The sequence below is a fragment of the Alkalimarinus alittae genome (assembly GCF_026016465.1).
GTDB lineage: Bacteria > Pseudomonadota > Gammaproteobacteria > Pseudomonadales > Oleiphilaceae > Alkalimarinus > Alkalimarinus alittae.
Genome location: NZ_CP100390.1, coordinates 3,331,551 through 3,348,392 on the forward strand (window position 1 = coordinate 3,331,551; position 16,842 = coordinate 3,348,392).

Annotated in this window: 11 protein-coding genes; 5 read left to right on the forward strand and 6 right to left on the reverse strand. The window is 43.2% G+C overall.

Going from position 1 to position 16,842, the window contains the following annotated elements; genetic code table 11:
• Positions 1-6: 6 nt before the first annotated feature.
• Both NKI27_RS15070 and lnt read left to right on the forward strand, forming a co-directional pair.
• Positions 7-1,071 (forward strand): lipase secretion chaperone, encoded by a 1,065-nt coding sequence (locus NKI27_RS15070; protein WP_265046858.1) that lies wholly within the window; start codon positions 7-9, stop codon positions 1,069-1,071.
• A gap of 20 nt (positions 1,072-1,091) precedes the next feature.
• Positions 1,092-2,579: an apolipoprotein N-acyltransferase gene (gene lnt, locus NKI27_RS15075; protein WP_265046859.1), complete on the forward strand. Its 1,488-nt coding sequence runs from the start codon at positions 1,092-1,094 to the stop codon at positions 2,577-2,579.
• Here lnt and NKI27_RS15080 read toward each other — a convergent pair.
• Positions 2,576-2,914: a hypothetical protein gene (locus NKI27_RS15080; RefSeq protein WP_265046860.1), complete on the reverse strand. Its 339-nt coding sequence runs from the start codon at positions 2,912-2,914 to the stop codon at positions 2,576-2,578. The two genes, lnt and NKI27_RS15080, sit on opposite strands and share 4 nt — an antisense overlap.
• A gap of 357 nt (positions 2,915-3,271) precedes the next feature.
• Between NKI27_RS15080 and NKI27_RS15085 the strand changes: the two genes are divergently transcribed.
• Complete coding sequence (locus tag NKI27_RS15085) at positions 3,272-4,099, forward strand: mechanosensitive ion channel family protein (RefSeq protein WP_265046861.1); 828 nt, start codon at positions 3,272-3,274, stop codon at positions 4,097-4,099.
• Positions 4,100-4,139: 40 nt separating this feature from the next.
• Here the strand turns inward: NKI27_RS15085 and parE are convergent, their stop codons facing one another.
• Entirely contained in the window at positions 4,140-6,029 is a 1,890-nt protein-coding gene (gene parE / locus NKI27_RS15090; RefSeq protein ID WP_265046862.1) for a DNA topoisomerase IV subunit B, read from the reverse strand.
• A gap of 324 nt (positions 6,030-6,353) precedes the next feature.
• Here parE and NKI27_RS15095 point away from each other — a divergent pair, with 324 nt between their 5' ends.
• Positions 6,354-7,121, forward strand: a complete 768-nt coding sequence (locus tag NKI27_RS15095) for a substrate-binding periplasmic protein (protein ID WP_265046863.1) — start codon at positions 6,354-6,356, stop codon at positions 7,119-7,121.
• 3 nt (positions 7,122-7,124) lie between these two features.
• Here the strand turns inward: NKI27_RS15095 and NKI27_RS15100 are convergent, their stop codons facing one another.
• On the reverse strand, positions 7,125-9,881 hold the full coding sequence (locus NKI27_RS15100) for a S8 family peptidase (RefSeq protein ID WP_265046864.1): 2,757 nt from the start codon (positions 9,879-9,881) through the stop codon (positions 7,125-7,127).
• Positions 9,882-10,057: 176 nt separating this feature from the next.
• Here NKI27_RS15100 and NKI27_RS15105 point away from each other — a divergent pair, with 176 nt between their 5' ends.
• Positions 10,058-11,749, forward strand: coding sequence for an amidase (locus NKI27_RS15105; protein ID WP_265046865.1), 1,692 nt, complete (start codon positions 10,058-10,060; stop codon positions 11,747-11,749).
• Between the two features lie 99 nt (positions 11,750-11,848).
• On the opposite strand, the gene NKI27_RS15110 is transcribed toward NKI27_RS15105, so the two are convergent.
• The 3 genes from NKI27_RS15110 to NKI27_RS15120 all read right to left on the reverse strand — a co-directional run bounded on the left by NKI27_RS15110 (position 11,849) and on the right by NKI27_RS15120 (position 16,779).
• On the reverse strand, positions 11,849-12,349 hold the full coding sequence (locus tag NKI27_RS15110) for a hypothetical protein (protein WP_265046866.1): 501 nt from the start codon (positions 12,347-12,349) through the stop codon (positions 11,849-11,851).
• Positions 12,346-16,038, reverse strand: a complete 3,693-nt coding sequence (locus NKI27_RS15115; protein WP_265046867.1) for a 7TM diverse intracellular signaling domain-containing protein — start codon at positions 16,036-16,038, stop codon at positions 12,346-12,348. Before NKI27_RS15115 ends, NKI27_RS15110 begins: the two co-directional genes overlap by 4 nt.
• 135 nt (positions 16,039-16,173) lie before the next feature.
• On the reverse strand, positions 16,174-16,779 hold the full coding sequence (locus NKI27_RS15120; protein WP_265046868.1) for a TetR/AcrR family transcriptional regulator: 606 nt from the start codon (positions 16,777-16,779) through the stop codon (positions 16,174-16,176).
• Positions 16,780-16,842: the final 63 nt, after the last annotated feature.

The window sequence follows — 16,842 nt, forward strand, 5'->3', positions numbered from 1 at the left end:
TAGGCTATGAACAAGAAATATAAAAGCAGTATTATTCTTGGCTTGTTCATGGCTGTTATAGGTTTGGGTCTTGTTTTCAAGACCCAAGTATCTAACTCGCCATTTGAGAACGTTTCTAAGAATGACCGCCCCCTTAAAAGTCCATTATTAACCCTGTCAAAAGGCATCGATGAGCGCCTAGAAACAGCGAAAAAAACAAGTCTTGAACAGCATGATGTCGCAGGTGAAATACCTGTTATTAAAAATATAAAAAGCTTAAAAGGGACCCAGATTCATGGGAATTTACGTATCGATGACAACGGAAATCTGATTGTAGAAAAACCTGTAAAGCAATTATTTGATTACTTTTTAAATGTATCGGGTGAAGTGCCTAGAGCTGAACTTATCATGCAAATAAAGCAAGGCATTGCAGACTATCTTACAGAACCCGCTCAAAGCCAGGCCCTTAAATTATTCGATGACTATCTGGTGTACCAAGCCGCCTTACAAACTGAAATTAATAGCGGCTTATATCAAGTAACACCTGGAAACTTAGACGACTTAGAAGCCTCCTACCAAACACGTAGCCAATTACGCTCTTTTCACCTAGGGAACGAAGCCGCATCAGCCTTTTTTGGAGATGAAGAAGCCCGAGACTGGTACACCGTTGGTAAATTACGTTTAAATGCCAACACAAGTCTCAGTGATGCAGAACGCCAAGCTGAATTAAGTGCACTTGAAAGTACCCTGCCAGAAAACCATAAAAAGGTGATGTATAAACAACGCGAACGTGAAGCAATTAGAACCAAAATTGATGATCTAAGAACAAATAATGCGGATATATACACGCTACAAGAAGAATGGTCAAAACATTATGACAATGAAACAGTAGAGCGTTTTGTGAATTTAGAAACCACCCGAAACGAGTGGAATAACCGTTATCAAGCATACCTTCAGAAAAAAGAGCGCATGAGTGTAAACTTTGCATCAAAAGAAGCCTACAATCAGGCTTTAGATCAGCTTAAATCCTCTATGTTTAAAGAGAATGAGATTCTAAGAGTGAATGCAAAAGACCGTTTAGCTCAGAATTAAATACCGAAAAGGAATCACTTTTGATCAGTAAATCGCTGCTTATAACTATTTCAATCCTATTGATTTTAGTGAGCTTTCCTGGCGGCGAATTCCCATTACTGGTTTGCATTGCAGTTGCCCCCGCACTCATTGCCACAGCAAGCTTAAACCCTATTCAATCAGCGTTAGCTTTAGGGGTGTGGGCGTGGATTTGGTGGCTAGCCGCTTTAGGGTGGGCCATTCCATCTTTGGCTATTTTTTCTGAATCGTCAGCATTTATAAGCATTTTAAGCATTACGCTAGCTTGCTTTACTTTAGCAATACCTTATGCACTTTCTGGCTTTCTGATTGCTTACTTTAGGCTGTGGAAAAGCTCATTAAGCTTGCTTCAAATTCCTTTATGTTTTGCCATTCTGATCAGTTTATTTTCAACCGTATTACCTGCCGCGCCAGTCAACGCCTTATTTGAATACCCGATACTCTTACAATGGGCGGATATTGGCGGATTACCGATTTTATTATTTTTTTATTTCATTTTTAATACGAGTATTGCGAGCATTTTCATCCATAAAAAAGACCGCGCATACATCACGATAGTGATGCTTATTTTTATCCCGATGATGGTACTCTCTTATGGCCAATACAAACTTTCTGAAGAAGCAAAAACCAACACCACAAAGATAACATTTGGCTACATACAACCCCTAGCCCATTCAGAAGACAAACTTTCACACCTTATTTCACAGACCCACAAACTCAAGCAAGTATCAGAACAACTTGAACTCGTTATTTGGCCAGAAGTGCCTGTCGATTTTTCTTGGTATGACAACCAATATGAACGATACCGTATTCGAAAATTAGCACAAGAGATTGATGCACACTTAATTATTCTCTCAGGCTTTCATTATGCGAATAATATAAATGCCGAGGGCGGTCATTATAACTCTGCTACTTTCATTTCTAATAATGGCAGTCGTCTTGCGGAGTATCGCAAACAAAAGCTAGTACCCATCTTTGAATACCTACCCTTTAAAAATTATTTATCGCCATTTTTTCCTAGCGCGAGAAACTATATAGCCGGTATAGAGCCTATTTTATTCAATTACAAAGACCGTTCACTCGCACCATTGATATGTTACGAAGTGCTCTTCTCTGACCTTGTTAAGCCGTATGTTGATGACGGTGCAGATATCATCATAAACCCCGGAAACGATGGTTGGTTTGGCCGAGTAGGCGCACTCAGCCATCTATCTTTAGCCTTGCTGAGAACCATCGAATACCGTATCCCGCTAATCCGTGTTAATAATAGTGGTGTGAGCACTGTCATCAATCACAAAGGCGAAATATTGTTCGATACTTTAAGCATGTTAGACACACAGATGGAAAAATCATTCAGCTTAGAGATAGCCAAAGGGGAACACACTTTTTTTTATCAATATGGCAGTATTTTAAACCTATTAGGCATACTGCTATTTTGTTTGTCGCTACTGTTCAAAAGAGACAAGGTCACCCTTCGCACCGACCATTAGCCAGAAATCCATTTCCAAGGGTCCTGTTTATACTGCTCTAGTTTTTCGTGTTTATCTTCACGCAGTTTAAGAAAATCTAGCGTAACAAACTCACCATTACTCTCACCGCGATCAACCCAGCCGATAGACGCACTGTTATTTAGAGTCAACTGCAGTCCGTGGCCGATAGCGTGTTTGTCTGCATAATCTGCATATATCGAGACTACAGACACACCGATAGGAATCATTGCATCCCACAAGTTCACCCCAAACCACTCAATACCTAACCCTAACTGACTACGATCACCTTTAATCGCATCCTGATTAAATTCATATACTGCGCGAGGATGGAGCAAAAAATATTGCCGCGGGTGAGGAGCCACCAAAGAGCGCTGCGAATAATAATCGTCATGAATAACCGTAGTGACCCAAACATCTAAAAATGTTTGTGAGTGAGCCTTTTTGGATTAAAGGGGTCAATCAAAGTAAGTGCCATTCGGGTCTGACCCCTTTAATCAATAGATATTGGTTTTACAGTCAACCACTGTCGCTTGGAGAGCGTTTCGACTTAATAAGTTTGTAGAATAAAAAACATAACGGATTATTTTGTCCAAAAAAATGGGGAGTGTTATATTTCGAGACGTGACTTATTCACACCATTCTAAAAAACACTCAACCAGACAATAAAAACGCGCCTGTGGGCTGGAGAAAACATGGAAGAACTCATAGAAGAAGTCAATATAAACCAATATTTACCCGATATAATAGCAGGCGCAACCAATGTCTTGTTTGCTATTTGTATATTGCTGATTGGTTTATTTGTTGCCGGTAAGGCAAGTAAGATAATCAATACAGCAGGCGAGAAATACGACAACCTCGACAATACGTTATTCCGCTTTTTAGGTAGCTTAGCCAAGTATATTATTCTTGCCTTTGTTGCTATCGCAGTTCTCAATCGCTTTGGCGTACAAACTGCCTCCATCGTTGCTTTACTTGGTGCTGCTGGTTTAGCTGTTGGTTTAGCGCTCCAAGGCACACTCTCTAACTTAGCAGCCGGCGTTATGCTGCTTTTATTTAGGCCCTATAAGGTGGGTGATTTTATTGATGCGGCTGATCGCTTTGGCAACGTTGAAGAAATAGACCTATTCACCACGATACTAAAAACATTTGATAATAAGCATATTATTATTCCCAACAGCCAAATCTGGGGCAGTCAAATTGTTAATCACTCACATCACAACGTTCGCGGTGTCGACATGCATTATGGTGTTGCGTACAAAGAAGATACCGAAGCCGTTCGAAAAGTCATTGATATGGTTTTAAACAACCACCCTCACATCCTTAAAGACCCAGCTCCTTTTGTTGAAGTTGAAGCATTGAATGATAGCTCAGTAGATTTTTTGGTGCGACCGTTCTGCAAAGGCGAACACTACTTTGACATTCTTTACTCCGTACCAGAGCAGGTCAAAAAAGCCCTAGACGCCGAAGGCATCGAAATCCCCTTCCCACACCGAAAGCTGATCATAGAAAAAGAAGCTTAATATCGTAGGGGCAGACCTATGTGTCTGCCCTGCTTTTGACCTAAACCTCTGCCATATCACCTTTTAATTCAAGCCACGATTTTCTGTCTGAGGCTCTTTTCTTTCCGAGTAACATATCCATGATTTCATCTGTGCCGTCATCATCTTCGATGCCCAGTTGAATCAAGCGTCGAGTATCTCGTGCCATGGTGGTTTCGCGGAGCTGTAAGGGGTTCATTTCACCTAGACCTTTAAATCGGGTAACTTGAATTTTACCGCGTTTTTTCTCAGCGGCGATTCGATCAAGAATGCCCTGTCGTTCGCCTTCATCTAGTGCGTAGTAAACTTCTTTGCCAATATCAATACGATATAACGGTGGCATTGCCACGTAGATATGACCCGCTTCAACAAGTGGCCTAAAGTGTTTTAAGAATAACGCGCATAGCAAGGTTGCGATATGCAGCCCGTCTGAGTCGGCGTCAGCGAGTATGCAGATTTTACCATAGCGTAATGACTCAAGGTTTTCTGCACCGGGATCAACGCCAATGGCTACAGATATATCATGAACTTCTTGAGAAGCTAGTATTTGGTCTGAATCGACTTCCCATGTATTCAGAATTTTACCTCGCAACGGCATGATCGCTTGATCTTGTCGGTCGCGTGCTTGTTTGGCAGAACCACCCGCTGAGTCACCCTCTACCAAAAACAGCTCTGATCGCATGGTATCTGTGCCCGAGCAGTCAGCCAGTTTACCCGGCAGTGCGGGGCCACTGGTGATCTTTTTTCTAGCCACTTTTTTACTGGCTTTTAGTCTTCGCTGCGCGCTTGAAATGCACACTTCAGCTAGCCGTTCGGCTTCGTCAGTATGCTGGTTTAACCATAAGCTGAAGCTGTCTTTTGCGACACCTGAAATAAAGGCTGCAGCCTCTCTTGATGAGAGACGTTCTTTGGTTTGTCCTGAAAACTGTGGATCTTGTAGCTTGGCTGATAACACAAAACAGCACTTATCCCAAATATCTTCTGGCCCTAACTTAATACCACGAGGCAATAAATTTCGGAATTCACAGAATTCACGCATGGCTTCAAGCAAGCCGGTACGAAGGCCGTTGACATGAGTTCCCCCTTGCGCGGTGGGTATCAGGTTAACGTAGCTCTCTTGAATCTGCTCACCGCCTTCAGGCAACCATTGTACCGCCCAATCAACAGCTTCGGTATTGCCCGCTAGCGAGCCGGTAAAAGGCTCTGCTGGGCAGGTTTCATATTCATTTGTGGCACCTCGAAGGTAGTCTTTTAAACCATCTTCATAAAACCACTCATCTTTATCGCCGGTTGCTTTGTTCAGGAAGGTGACGTGTAAGCCTGGGCATAATACGGCTTTGGCACGTAACACATGCCGCAAACGGCTTAATGAGAATTTAGCTGAATCAAAATATTTTGGGTCAGGGTGAAAGGTAACCGTAGTACCGGTATTGCGCTTCCCTACCGTATCGATCACTTCGAGGTCTGAGGTTTTGTCGCCGTTGGCAAAGGTAATACGATGCAATTTGGCATCACGCTTGATTAGCACCTCTAACTTCGTAGAGAGTGCGTTAACGACCGATACACCTACTCCGTGCAAACCACCCGAGAAATTATAGTTTTCGTTTGAAAATTTACCGCCTGCATGCAAACGGGTCAATATAAGCTCTACGCCGGGAACGCCTTCTTCGGAGTGAACATCAACGGGCATCCCTCGACCATCATCTGAGGCTGAGAGTGAACCATCTTCATATAGAACAACGTCAATTTTGGAGGCATGTCCGGCAAGCGCTTCATCGACACTGTTGTCGATAACTTCTTGCGCAAGGTGATTAGGTCGAGTGGTGTCGGTATACATTCCCGGCCGCTTACGCACCGGATCAAGACCACTGAGTACTTCAATCGAGTCTGCATTGTAGTTGTTGTTTGTCATATGCTTAGAACAGGCACCCTGTAGATATCAAACGTAGACAGGTCTGAAAGACCGCTTTTAGAAATTAAACTGCCCCCTAGCTTATCGAATTACGCTGAAAAGGCAATATCGAAGCCCTAGTTATTCATCATTCAGGCTATTCATCAAGTTTGTTTCTCGTTACGACACGTATTACGCGTTATAATTATCCTCGTTAAAAGCCGCATAAATCGGACTTTTCACTATACTCAATTATAGCCATTCATAAAGTATAACCATATTTAAAATGCGCCATATAATAGTTCATTACCCTATCGCTAAATTATCTACCGTGGAAGCGAACTTATGAAAACAAAGCGGTGGTTGCTATCTGTCACTTTAGCCCTAATATTTTTATCAAATTTCTCGCACGCCGAAACGGTCACCATTAGGGCGGACAACTGGTTTCCTATCAATGGCAACCCAGAGTCAGCAACGCCCGGCTATATGATTGAACTTGCTACCCGTATTTTTGGTGATGCCGGCCATACCGTTGATTATCAGACATTACCCTGGAAAAGAGCCATCGTATTTGTACGAAAAGGATTACATGACTGCGTTGTAGGCGGAAACCGTAAAGACACGCCCGACTTTGTTTTCCCCAATGTCAGCTGGGGCGTAGATAGCGCCGTTTTTTATGTTAAAAAAGACGAGAAATGGCGCTATACAGACTTGCAGTCCATAACATCCATCCAACTCGGGTTGATTGGTGGCTATGCCTACAATGATGAATTTACCGCATTTATAAAAAAGAACAAAGCGCATTACCAGCTTCTTACCGCAGAGAATTCATTAGAGAATAATATTAAAAAATTAATGGCAGAACGCATAACCGCCACCCTTGAGTCACCTCTAGTAATGCAGGCTAAACTAAAAGAAATGGAGCTGGTAGACCAAATTATACCTGCAGGTCAGCTTGGCGAGTCCTTTGATATTTATATCGCCTGCTCTCCAGCCAAAGCGTCTAGCAAGGCGCTCGTCAAGTTAATTGACGAAGGGACTCAGAAGCTTCGTCAATCAGGTGAGCTACAAACCATACTCGATAAATATGGGGTGAAAGACTGGATTCAATAAAAATTATTGCTGCCGTTGAATGCCCTTAGTGTCTTCATTTCGCTCATCAACAACGATAAATGAATCAGGAATTTTTCTGATAATGCGATTTTTATCGTTACCACCCACCGATACCCCCTCAACCACATTCTGATAACCTACGTTAAAGTCTAAACCTGAAATATCTGCACTTCGAACCTCGATCAACGACGCAGCACCGACGACAGGATAATCACCTTGGGCTTCGCCCACATCACTCACTAACCCATCTTGGTCCATATTGGTGCTAGCAAAAACGTAGTAGTCACCCTGAGGAACGTCTTCAAAAGCATAACTATAGGTGCCTTTATTTTGTTGCGCGGTCTGAAAAGCAAATATTTCTATTAAGACGTTTTCTTGCCCTTCAAGAATCGCATCTTCTGCAGCCTCTTGCTTTGATCGCTCTATCAGTCCTACATATAGCTCACCCACAGTAGCGACTTTATTAGGGTCAGGAACGGTCATAAGCACTGAGATGGTTTTGGGTGTTTCTGGCACACCATCTTTTTGATACGCTACGTTTATCGTTCCTGAGTACGTGGAGCCAACAGCTAACCCTGCTCGGTCAATTGATACTAAGTAGTTTCCCAGCTTATTACCATCAACGCTCTGTTCGCTAACCGTTAGCCAAGGAGCATCTAACATATTGCCGTTATCTATATCTGTTACCAATGTGACCGCTATTGTTGACCCGCTACCGCCCATTTTCATAGATAGTGATGTTTTGGTATTTAACCCATCAAAACTGATACTTTGAGGGTTTATTGATAAAAATGCAGGGATTGTTGCCCCCGCCTTCTCCATCGCTTTTGAAGCATTGATAAGACCGTACCCGTATTGATTATCTTTACCGCTAGCGCCAAGATCATCAGTAATCTCCTCTGATGCTAGTAGCGTAATAAAATCCGCCCCCGTTAAACTAGGGTCAACTTCTTTCATCAGCGCAGCAACGCCCGAGACATGAGGTGCTGCCATTGATGTACCCTGATACCAAGCGTAAACACTCGCATTAATCGTACTCAAAACCCCATCGGCATTTCCGTCGCCGTTGGCATCTTGCGACATATCACCACCCGGTGCAGCAACAGTAATCGTGTCACCAAAGTTTGAATAAGGGGCGCGTTCTTTTGTTTGACCGACTGCGCTGACAGAAACTACATTGGAAAATGCGGCTGGATAAAACGGAGCCGATGAGTTTTCGTTACCTGCTGCAGCCACCAAAATAATACCTTGATTAAACGCCGCATCGACGGCTGATTTGAGAGAGTTCGAGAAGCCTGGGCCACCCAGTGATAAATTAATCACGCCTGCTCTTTTTGCTGGCTTAGTATTACTATCATTATCCAATCCCGCTGCATATAAAATGGCTTGAGCGATATCAGCATCATTACCTGAACCATCAGTACCTAGCACTCGCAGAGGCATAATATCCGCCTCATAGGCAACACCGACGCCGCCAACACTGTTATTTACAGCAGCAATTGTTCCCGCTACATGTGAACCATGAAAGCTCCCCCCTTCATCCTCTGGATTATTGTCAATACCACTTTCATCATCTCCAGATATCGAGTCTTGAGAAATAAAATCATAACCTGAAGGAAGGATATTGGCTTTCAGATCATTATGATTACTTGCAATCCCTGTATCTATAACCGCCACAACTACACCAGTTCCCTGTGACTTACTCCATGCAGCAGGCACATCAATTAACGAATAATGCCATTGAGCAGGATAAAGCGGGTCGAGTTTCGGATCGCCTGTCGATACAGCAAACGCTTTGCGTATATAGTTAGGCTCTGCCCATTCAATATCATCTCGTGCTTTTAAGGCTTCAATATATTCCAATGTCTGCCATTTTTCTTGTTGATCTTGAGGCCAGTCTTGAAGTTGAGTGGATAACCGACTCGCTCTGGCATTAGCTGCCGAGAGGTCTATTTTCATCTTCATGCCATGCTTTGAACTACCCCCTAGATGAGACAACCCTTCGATCATTTCAAGTTGATGTTTAGCTCGCTGATTCGCTTGAAATGCGCTGAATGAAGACAACGCTGATGCGCTAGCACCTGATGAAGGTTTTTCTTTCAGCTTTACTAGTACTTCTCCGGGTACAAAGTCATATGCCATCAACAAAGAATGTTTAGCATCTGCAACGCCCTGAGAAACAGTCAATAGGTACAGTACAGGCCCTTCGTTTGCATAAACCTCTATTAAGTACTCCTTGCTATCAGTCACTTTTATGGACTTTGCATCTGCATCAGGTCCCTCTGTGTCCCCACTTGAGGAGCCATCCACAGCTCTAACAACCAAAGTGGTTTCCCAATCAACCGTGCTACTCGTGTCAGCCGGAAACGCAACCAGCGTCACGATTTGGTCTTTTAGTAATTTAACTGAAAATATGTCCCTAGGGTCTGAGTCATAGGTAAAGCGGGCGTCTGTATAAGTTCCCGGAATAGCGCTAACATAACCACCTGTAACCGATGGGTTGCTAATACTCTGAGCTTCTGATGGTGCGTTATTGTTAGGTATTAACCTCAGTTGGGACTGCATGACATCATTATCTGCAACAGAACCGGCAGGAATTTGTATGGTGCCCGATACAGAAAAAGTGGTCGGTGCAGCTGTGGGCGTATCTGTACCCACAGTTAGCGGTTCAGAATCACCACCACCGCCCCCTCCACAGCCCACAATGACGGTGCAAACTATCGTCAGCACGAAGCTCGAAAATCTTTTGAATTCTGTCATACCTACCTCATGCTTTGCCACGGCCAACCGACCTGTATTCGACAGCATCGCGCGCAAATAATTCAACACAATTTGCGCGTCTATGCTCGTAGCATTATTCAACAATTACGTCTATTCTAAACCAAAATACAAACTTTATTGTCCCATTTCTGTAATTTAACAAACAGTGCCTTATCATGCCTTACGACCTGAAATCTTTACGAGTACCCCGCCTCTGGGGTTTACCTTTAAAAACATTAGTAACCTTGCTTGAAAACGGCTATTCTCGAAGCGTTTTAGAGAGCCCACTAATTAAAGAAGCAGGCGTAGATAAACTACGGGCACTCACAGTAGACGACGCGCCAATTATGACCCCCAAGTACCCCAAGGGGCGCTCTATCTCGGCATCCAATGCCAAAGAAACCCTTGATATATTCGATACCCAACCGCTACCCATGTCTGAGCAGCCAGGGTTTCATTTTCAAACTATTTTTGATTTTGCAAAAGCTTACCGGGACGGCTCCACTAGCCCTGTTTTGGTTGCAGAGCAAGTCATACACGCGATTAATGTTTCAAACGAAGGTAAAACACCTCTACGCGCGATTATTAATGTTAATGAGCAAGATATTTTAAACCAAGCTAAAGCGTCACAAATACGAATCGATAAAGGTAAAGCGCTGAGCCTACTCGATGGCGTACCCGTTGCAGTTAAAGATGAAATTGATATGGTGCCATACGCCACAACTGTCGGCACTCACATCTATGGTCAAGATCACTCAGTCCCTCATGATGCAACCGTCGTCGCGCGACTCCGTGCGGCAGGTGCATTACTCATAGGCAAAGCCAATATGCACGAAATCGGCATTGGCGTAACGGGGGCTAATCCTCATTTTGGTGTTTGTCGAAACCCATACCACCCCCTTCATCATACAGGTGGTTCTTCAAGTGGTTCTGCATCTGCTGTTGCGGCGGGGCTTTGCCCTCTTTCAATTGGGGCTGACGGTGGTGGCTCTATTAGAATTCCTGCGGCTCTTTGCGGCGTGGTCGGGCTTAAATCTACCTGGAGCAGAGTAAGCGAGTTTGGCGCAGCACCACTGTGCTGGAGTGTCGCGCATGTTGGTCCATTAGGCGCTACAGTCGATGATGTTGCACTTGGCTATAGCGTAACAGCAGGCCCAGATACTCAAGACGACGTTACACTTGAGCAGCCTCATGTTCACCTTAAAGACTACCTCAAAAACGATTTAACAGGGTTACGTGTGGGGATATACACACCTTGGTTCAACCATGCAGACAAAGAGGTGGTTGACCGGTGTACTCGAGCACTCAAGATACTTGAAAGCCAAGGTGCTACGCGACATGAAATCACTATCGATAATTTAGATGCTCAGCGAATAGCCCATATGGTGACCATATCGAGCGAAATGTTAACGGCAGTCGAAGAAGAATACAAAAAAGACGCAAGTCGCTTTGCATTGGATACACGTGTAAATCTAGCGATTGCCTCAACCTTTAGTTCAACAGACTACGTTAAAGCACAAAAAATACGCGGGCTAGCTATCAAAGCATTTATGGACGCATTCGAAGATGTCGATGTTATTATCACTCCCTCTTCGGCAATTCCAGCACCAGAAATTAACAGTAAAGCACTACCTGATGGTGAATCCAATTTATCTGATCTAACTGAGATCATGCGATTTGCAACTACAGCAAATTTTACCGGCTTTCCTGCACTAACCATTAACGCGGGATACACTGAGAAAGGCTTGCCGATAGGCGTTCAATTAATGGGTCGACCATGGGAGGAAAGTTTATTACTACGAATGGGGAGAGTAATTGAAAACGGCGTTAAAAAACAAAAACCTAAGGTTCATTTTTCTCTTTTTTGACGGGTAATTAGCATAACTGATCGACCACCATAACGTACTATTTAAACCACTGCGCCCTTAAAAATATTAGGGCGCCCTAGCAACAGGTACAAAACTGTATCAGTCTTCCTTCTTATTCAATAATGCATTCGTCGACACGACGGAACCAGAATACGCAACGACACCTAATATTAACAACAACGGCTGCACAAACATCGCAAACTGCGGTACAGGGTCAGCCAGCATAACCAACACAGCAAACAGCAACCCAGGTACCACGACTAAAAACACCGTTCCAGAAATCAGAAATACTAATCGCTCTTTGTATTGCAACATTTTAGGGTCTATCAGCAACCCCACCACAAACTTAACCACGGCGAGCCCACCCAAAATAGCGGCTGCCATAGACAGGTCATAACTGGTTAAAATTGATTTAACATCACTTTGCCATAGTTTAAAAATAGCCACTACTAAAAACGGCAACAGAATAAACATGATGTCTGCATAAGTACCAAATAAAATACTTAACTGCTGCTCATCTGCTTTTGACGCGTCCCTTTGTGTATCGTCAACTTCGTCAATATCTTCATCAATTGTTGAATCAACAACGTCTAAGTTCATAACTCCACCTCTTCAAGCTGGGCAATATAATTAATGGTTTCTACTAGTGCGTTTTCGGTATTAAAAAACATTTTTTCAACATGCGTAGATAAAGCACCACGCTCAATAGCCTCTTCTAACTCAGCCGCATGGGTTCGCAGATCTTCAGCCGCAATACTTGCAGCCATGCCTTTAAGGCTGTGCGCTAAGCGGTGGGCCAATGCAAAATCCTCTGTGTCATAAGCATTTATAATCTCTGCTACAGCCTCATGGTGCTCATCTTTAAATTTAACCAGCATTCGATTGAGCATTTCTCGATTGCCCCCCATTTGCTCAAGCGCCTTGGTCAGGTCTATTGCATGATTTTCACCGGGCTGATTGAGTGCCTGCTCTGCTTGTGCTTGTGCTGGATCTTGCTCCAGCTCAGGCGCATTGGGGGCAATCCATTTAAGTAACTTGCCAAACAATACATCCTGAGCGACAGGCTTACTAATATAGTCATCCATGCCCGCGTTCAAGCACTTCTGCTTATCTCCCTTCATCGCATTCGCGGTCATAGCAATAACTGGCAGGTCTTTTAACCCCAGTTGATTTCGAATACGGCGCGTAGCCTCAAAGCCATCCATAATCGGCATTTGAACATCCATTAATACACATGATATGGTCGCGACATTATTACTGTCTGAGAGAAAATCCACGGCTTCCTGCCCGTTATTAACTAGCGCAACATCAATATCGACCTGTCTCAAAAACTCCGTCGCTATTTCTTGGTTAAACAGTGTGTCTTCAACCAACAATACTTTATGTCCACGCAGCAACACCAATTGCTTTTCGCCTTCCTCTAACGCTAACCTTTTAGAATGCTTAGGGCCGGTATAGCCTAATATTTCTTGAATCGTATCAAGCAGCAATGACGGCGTGACAGGCTTAATCATGGGGTGAAAGTGATGATTTTCTGCATCTTCAATAAGATCTTCTTCGTTTGAAAGCGCCATCACCATAATGGGGACTTCAGTAAATTCTGAAATGCTTCGAATGCCAATAGCGGCATCCATACTCCGCATGGCATTAAGCTGTCGATCAATAATCACCAAATCAAAGCTTTGATATTTTATTTCACTAATTTGTTTATCAATCAACGTATAGTCTGGCTGTATCCAATGCGCCTTACACTTAAATGACGATAAGATCTCAAGCATCGCTTCTTGACCTGCGTCTTTATCATCGACCAGCAACACACTAAGTTCATTGAGCTCTTTGGATGAATAAATATCTTCGTATGTCTTTTCTTTTTGGGTATCAAACCAGGCATTAAACGCAAAGGTGCTGCCCTCGCCTTCTTTACTCTCTACCCAAATTTCGCCCCCCATCATTTCGACTAGCTGTTTACTAATACTTAAACCAAGACCCGTCCCACCGTACTGCCTAGTAGTGGAACCGTCAGCCTGACTAAAGGGCTTAAATAACTTTTGCTGCTGAGATTTATTTAAACCAATACCGGTATCACGAACAGAGAACTGCAGTAGTACTTTATCGTCAAGGGACTGCACCTCACTAATACGTACCACCACTTCACCTTCTGCGGTAAATTTTATGGCGTTATTCGTGAGGTTAACCAGTATCTGTTCAAGCCTTAGTGAATCACCGATCAGACCTGATGGCACGCCATGGCTTGCATTCACCACTAGCTCAAGATTTTTGTCTGCTGCGCGGTGAGAGAGCAGTGTTACTAGGTCATTAACTACATCGTAAATATCAAAGGGAACACACTCTAGATCTAACTTACCCGCTTCAATTTTGGAGAAGTCTAGGATGTCATTAATGATGCCTAATAACGATTTAGATGAATTCTCTATTTTGTTAATGTAATCGCGCTGTTTAACCGTCAAGTCGGTCTTTTGCGCCAGTGTCGAAAAGCCAATAATAGCGTTCATAGGAGTACGAATTTCATGGCTCATATTGGCCAGAAATTCACTTTTTGCAGATGTAGAAGCCTGAGCCGCCTCTCGGTCACGCTCTGCACGTTCACGTTCGACACGCTCAGTAATGTCAATTAATGACCCTTCAAAGTAAGCAGGCTCGCCTTTTTCATTTTTCACCAAACGGACAGAACTACTGCCCCAAAACAAAGACCCGTCTCGTCGTTTGTATTCAGATTCAAACGCTCTCACCCGCCCATTTACTAAGATTAATGCTTCAAACTTTTCCCGCTCTTTCGGGTCTACACAGCAGTCCGTTGCAATGTTTTCTACATTAGCAATAATCTCATCTGCAGTGGAATAACCAAAAATATTAGCCAACGCGGGGTTAGCGCTCATAAAGCGCCCGTCTAGCGTGCACTGAAAAATACTTTCCGATGCATTCTCATACAGCATCTTAAATTTATTTAGGTTAGCCAAAGCGCGCTTATTAGCATCAACCGCTTGTTTCTGGGCAATTAACGCTTTCCGACGTGCAACTTCAGTTTGCCGTTTTTGCGTATTAATACGATCAGCCAATGCGAGTGATAGTAACAATACATTAACAAAAGCGCCCAGTTGAATACCGTTACTTGTAAAATAGTTGTGAGGCAAAACACCAAACAGATATAGCATGGAGCTTAAAACGCCCACCATATAGCCAACCCAAGAAAACGTATAATAACGAGCAGCTCTATGGCCTCGACGCCATAAAACAATACCCGTAATACTTAATACAATGGCATAAACAATAGTGACGCGCGTTGATAACTGTATGCTGAAGTTATAGTCCGTCATCAATGAAATAACAGCTAACCAAATAGACGCAACAATGCAAAACTTGATGATGGCATCGATCATGGGCGCTCGTTGCTTAGTTTGCAAAAACGAGCGGGAGAACAACATTAAAAATGACCATATTATATTGAGCGTGAACGGCATTACCGTGTTGTTCCACGTCAGATCTTTCCAGTCAACATACTGCCAAACCAACCCGTTGAGTGCCGATTGACCCACTACAAATGCTGCAATCGCTAGTACATAATAAAGGTAAGCAATATCCTTAATTGAGAAGTAAACAAACAAGTTATAAAACAGCATGATTAACATAATGCCAATGAAGATACCTTGATGCAGGCGCTCTTCAGATATGTGATCTATTAGCCCTTTTGTCGACCATACATTAAGACCTAATTGTATAGAGCTATCACTATCCACTCTGATGTAGACCGTTTTTGTTTCTTGCGGTAATAGCGGCACGTGAAATAGCGCATGAGGAAAGTCAAATGGATTGTTTTCAAACCGTCGCAAATCACCACTTTGACGTTTGATAATACTACCATCTGAAGACACAATATACGCATCAACCCGATCAAGCATTTGATACTCAAACTCAAGCCACCAATCTTTAGGTAGTACCGATTTTTTCGACCGATACTGAACGCTGAACTTGATCCAATAGACTGATTTATCAAAACCGAAATTGGCGTGGTTATTATCAACCTGAAAGAACTTATCATCGACAGTACCTTGCATGATCTCATCGATCGTAAGATGCCCTTCACTATCTTTAAGAAACAACACTTTTGAGCCGATACGCTCAAGTTCAGTATGATCTTGCAACTTTATAGATGTTGAGCCATAGGCCAACATGACCCCTGAAGAACTAAGCAATAGAGTCAGTGAAAAAAACAAGATTGATAAATAAGATGAGAGCCGTGCTTGGCAAAACTCCAGTAACCGCGTTTGCAACGCGCCACCCCTATAATGTAAGTAAATAGATTAATTACTCAGTATAGACAATAAGAAAAATTCTGGAGGGGTTTATACACTCTTATACGATTCTTAACGAACGGTTACGCATTGAGACGGCTAGTCATTAATAAATCAAGACTTTAGCACTAACAAGAGCGCCTGCTCAGCTAGCTCATCAAGGCTCATTCCGCCACGCTCATCAAACCATGTGGTGGTCCAACTCAGTGCACCCGTTAAAAAACGACGCGCTATAAATGTATCGCCTTTAACTAATCCTTCTTCTTTTGCTTGATTTAAGGTATCTAGCCACATCTGCTCGTAGGTATCTCGGAGTGATAAAATATGTGCCTGACTTTCTGTGGAAAGGCTGCGCCACTCATACACTAAAACCGTCATGGCCTCACCGGTAAACCCCGTAATAGAGGTAAGCTCGCACTTGATCAGTTCTAGCAGTTTATCCTTAACTGTCGGGGCTTTTTCGAGTGCGCGCTTCATGCGTTCAGTATTGTATCGAATGGCCTCTTCCATAACGGCCTTAAGAATTTCTTCTTTGGTTTTAAAGTGATGAAAAATACTGCCAGATTGAATACCGACTTCATTGGCTAAATCTCTCACAGTGGTTCGCTCATACCCTTTTACTTTGAAAAGATGAGCAGCCTTAACTAAAAGCCTTCCACGTGCGCTGCCAGGGTTTGTCACAAACCCTTCCTCAACCAATACTTCTCTTTCTGACTTCAACCTATTGCTTCCTTATAAAACACATTGTCACGCGCTAAATTTACGTTAAAACGTCAAATTTGT

Coding starts and splice junctions, on each gene's coding strand:
- NKI27_RS15100 (WP_265046864.1), bottom strand. CDS start 9,881: ATGACAGAATTCAAAAGATTTTCGAGCTTCGTGCTGACGATAGTTTGC.
- NKI27_RS15105 (WP_265046865.1), top strand. CDS start 10,058: ATGCCTTACGACCTGAAATCTTTACGAGTACCCCGCCTCTGGGGTTTA.
- NKI27_RS15110 (WP_265046866.1), bottom strand. CDS start 12,349: ATGAACTTAGACGTTGTTGATTCAACAATTGATGAAGATATTGACGAA.
- NKI27_RS15095 (WP_265046863.1), top strand. CDS start 6,354: ATGAAAACAAAGCGGTGGTTGCTATCTGTCACTTTAGCCCTAATATTT.
- NKI27_RS15085 (WP_265046861.1), top strand. CDS start 3,272: ATGGAAGAACTCATAGAAGAAGTCAATATAAACCAATATTTACCCGAT.
- parE (WP_265046862.1), bottom strand. CDS start 6,029: ATGACAAACAACAACTACAATGCAGACTCGATTGAAGTACTCAGTGGT.
- NKI27_RS15070 (WP_265046858.1), top strand. CDS start 7: ATGAACAAGAAATATAAAAGCAGTATTATTCTTGGCTTGTTCATGGCT.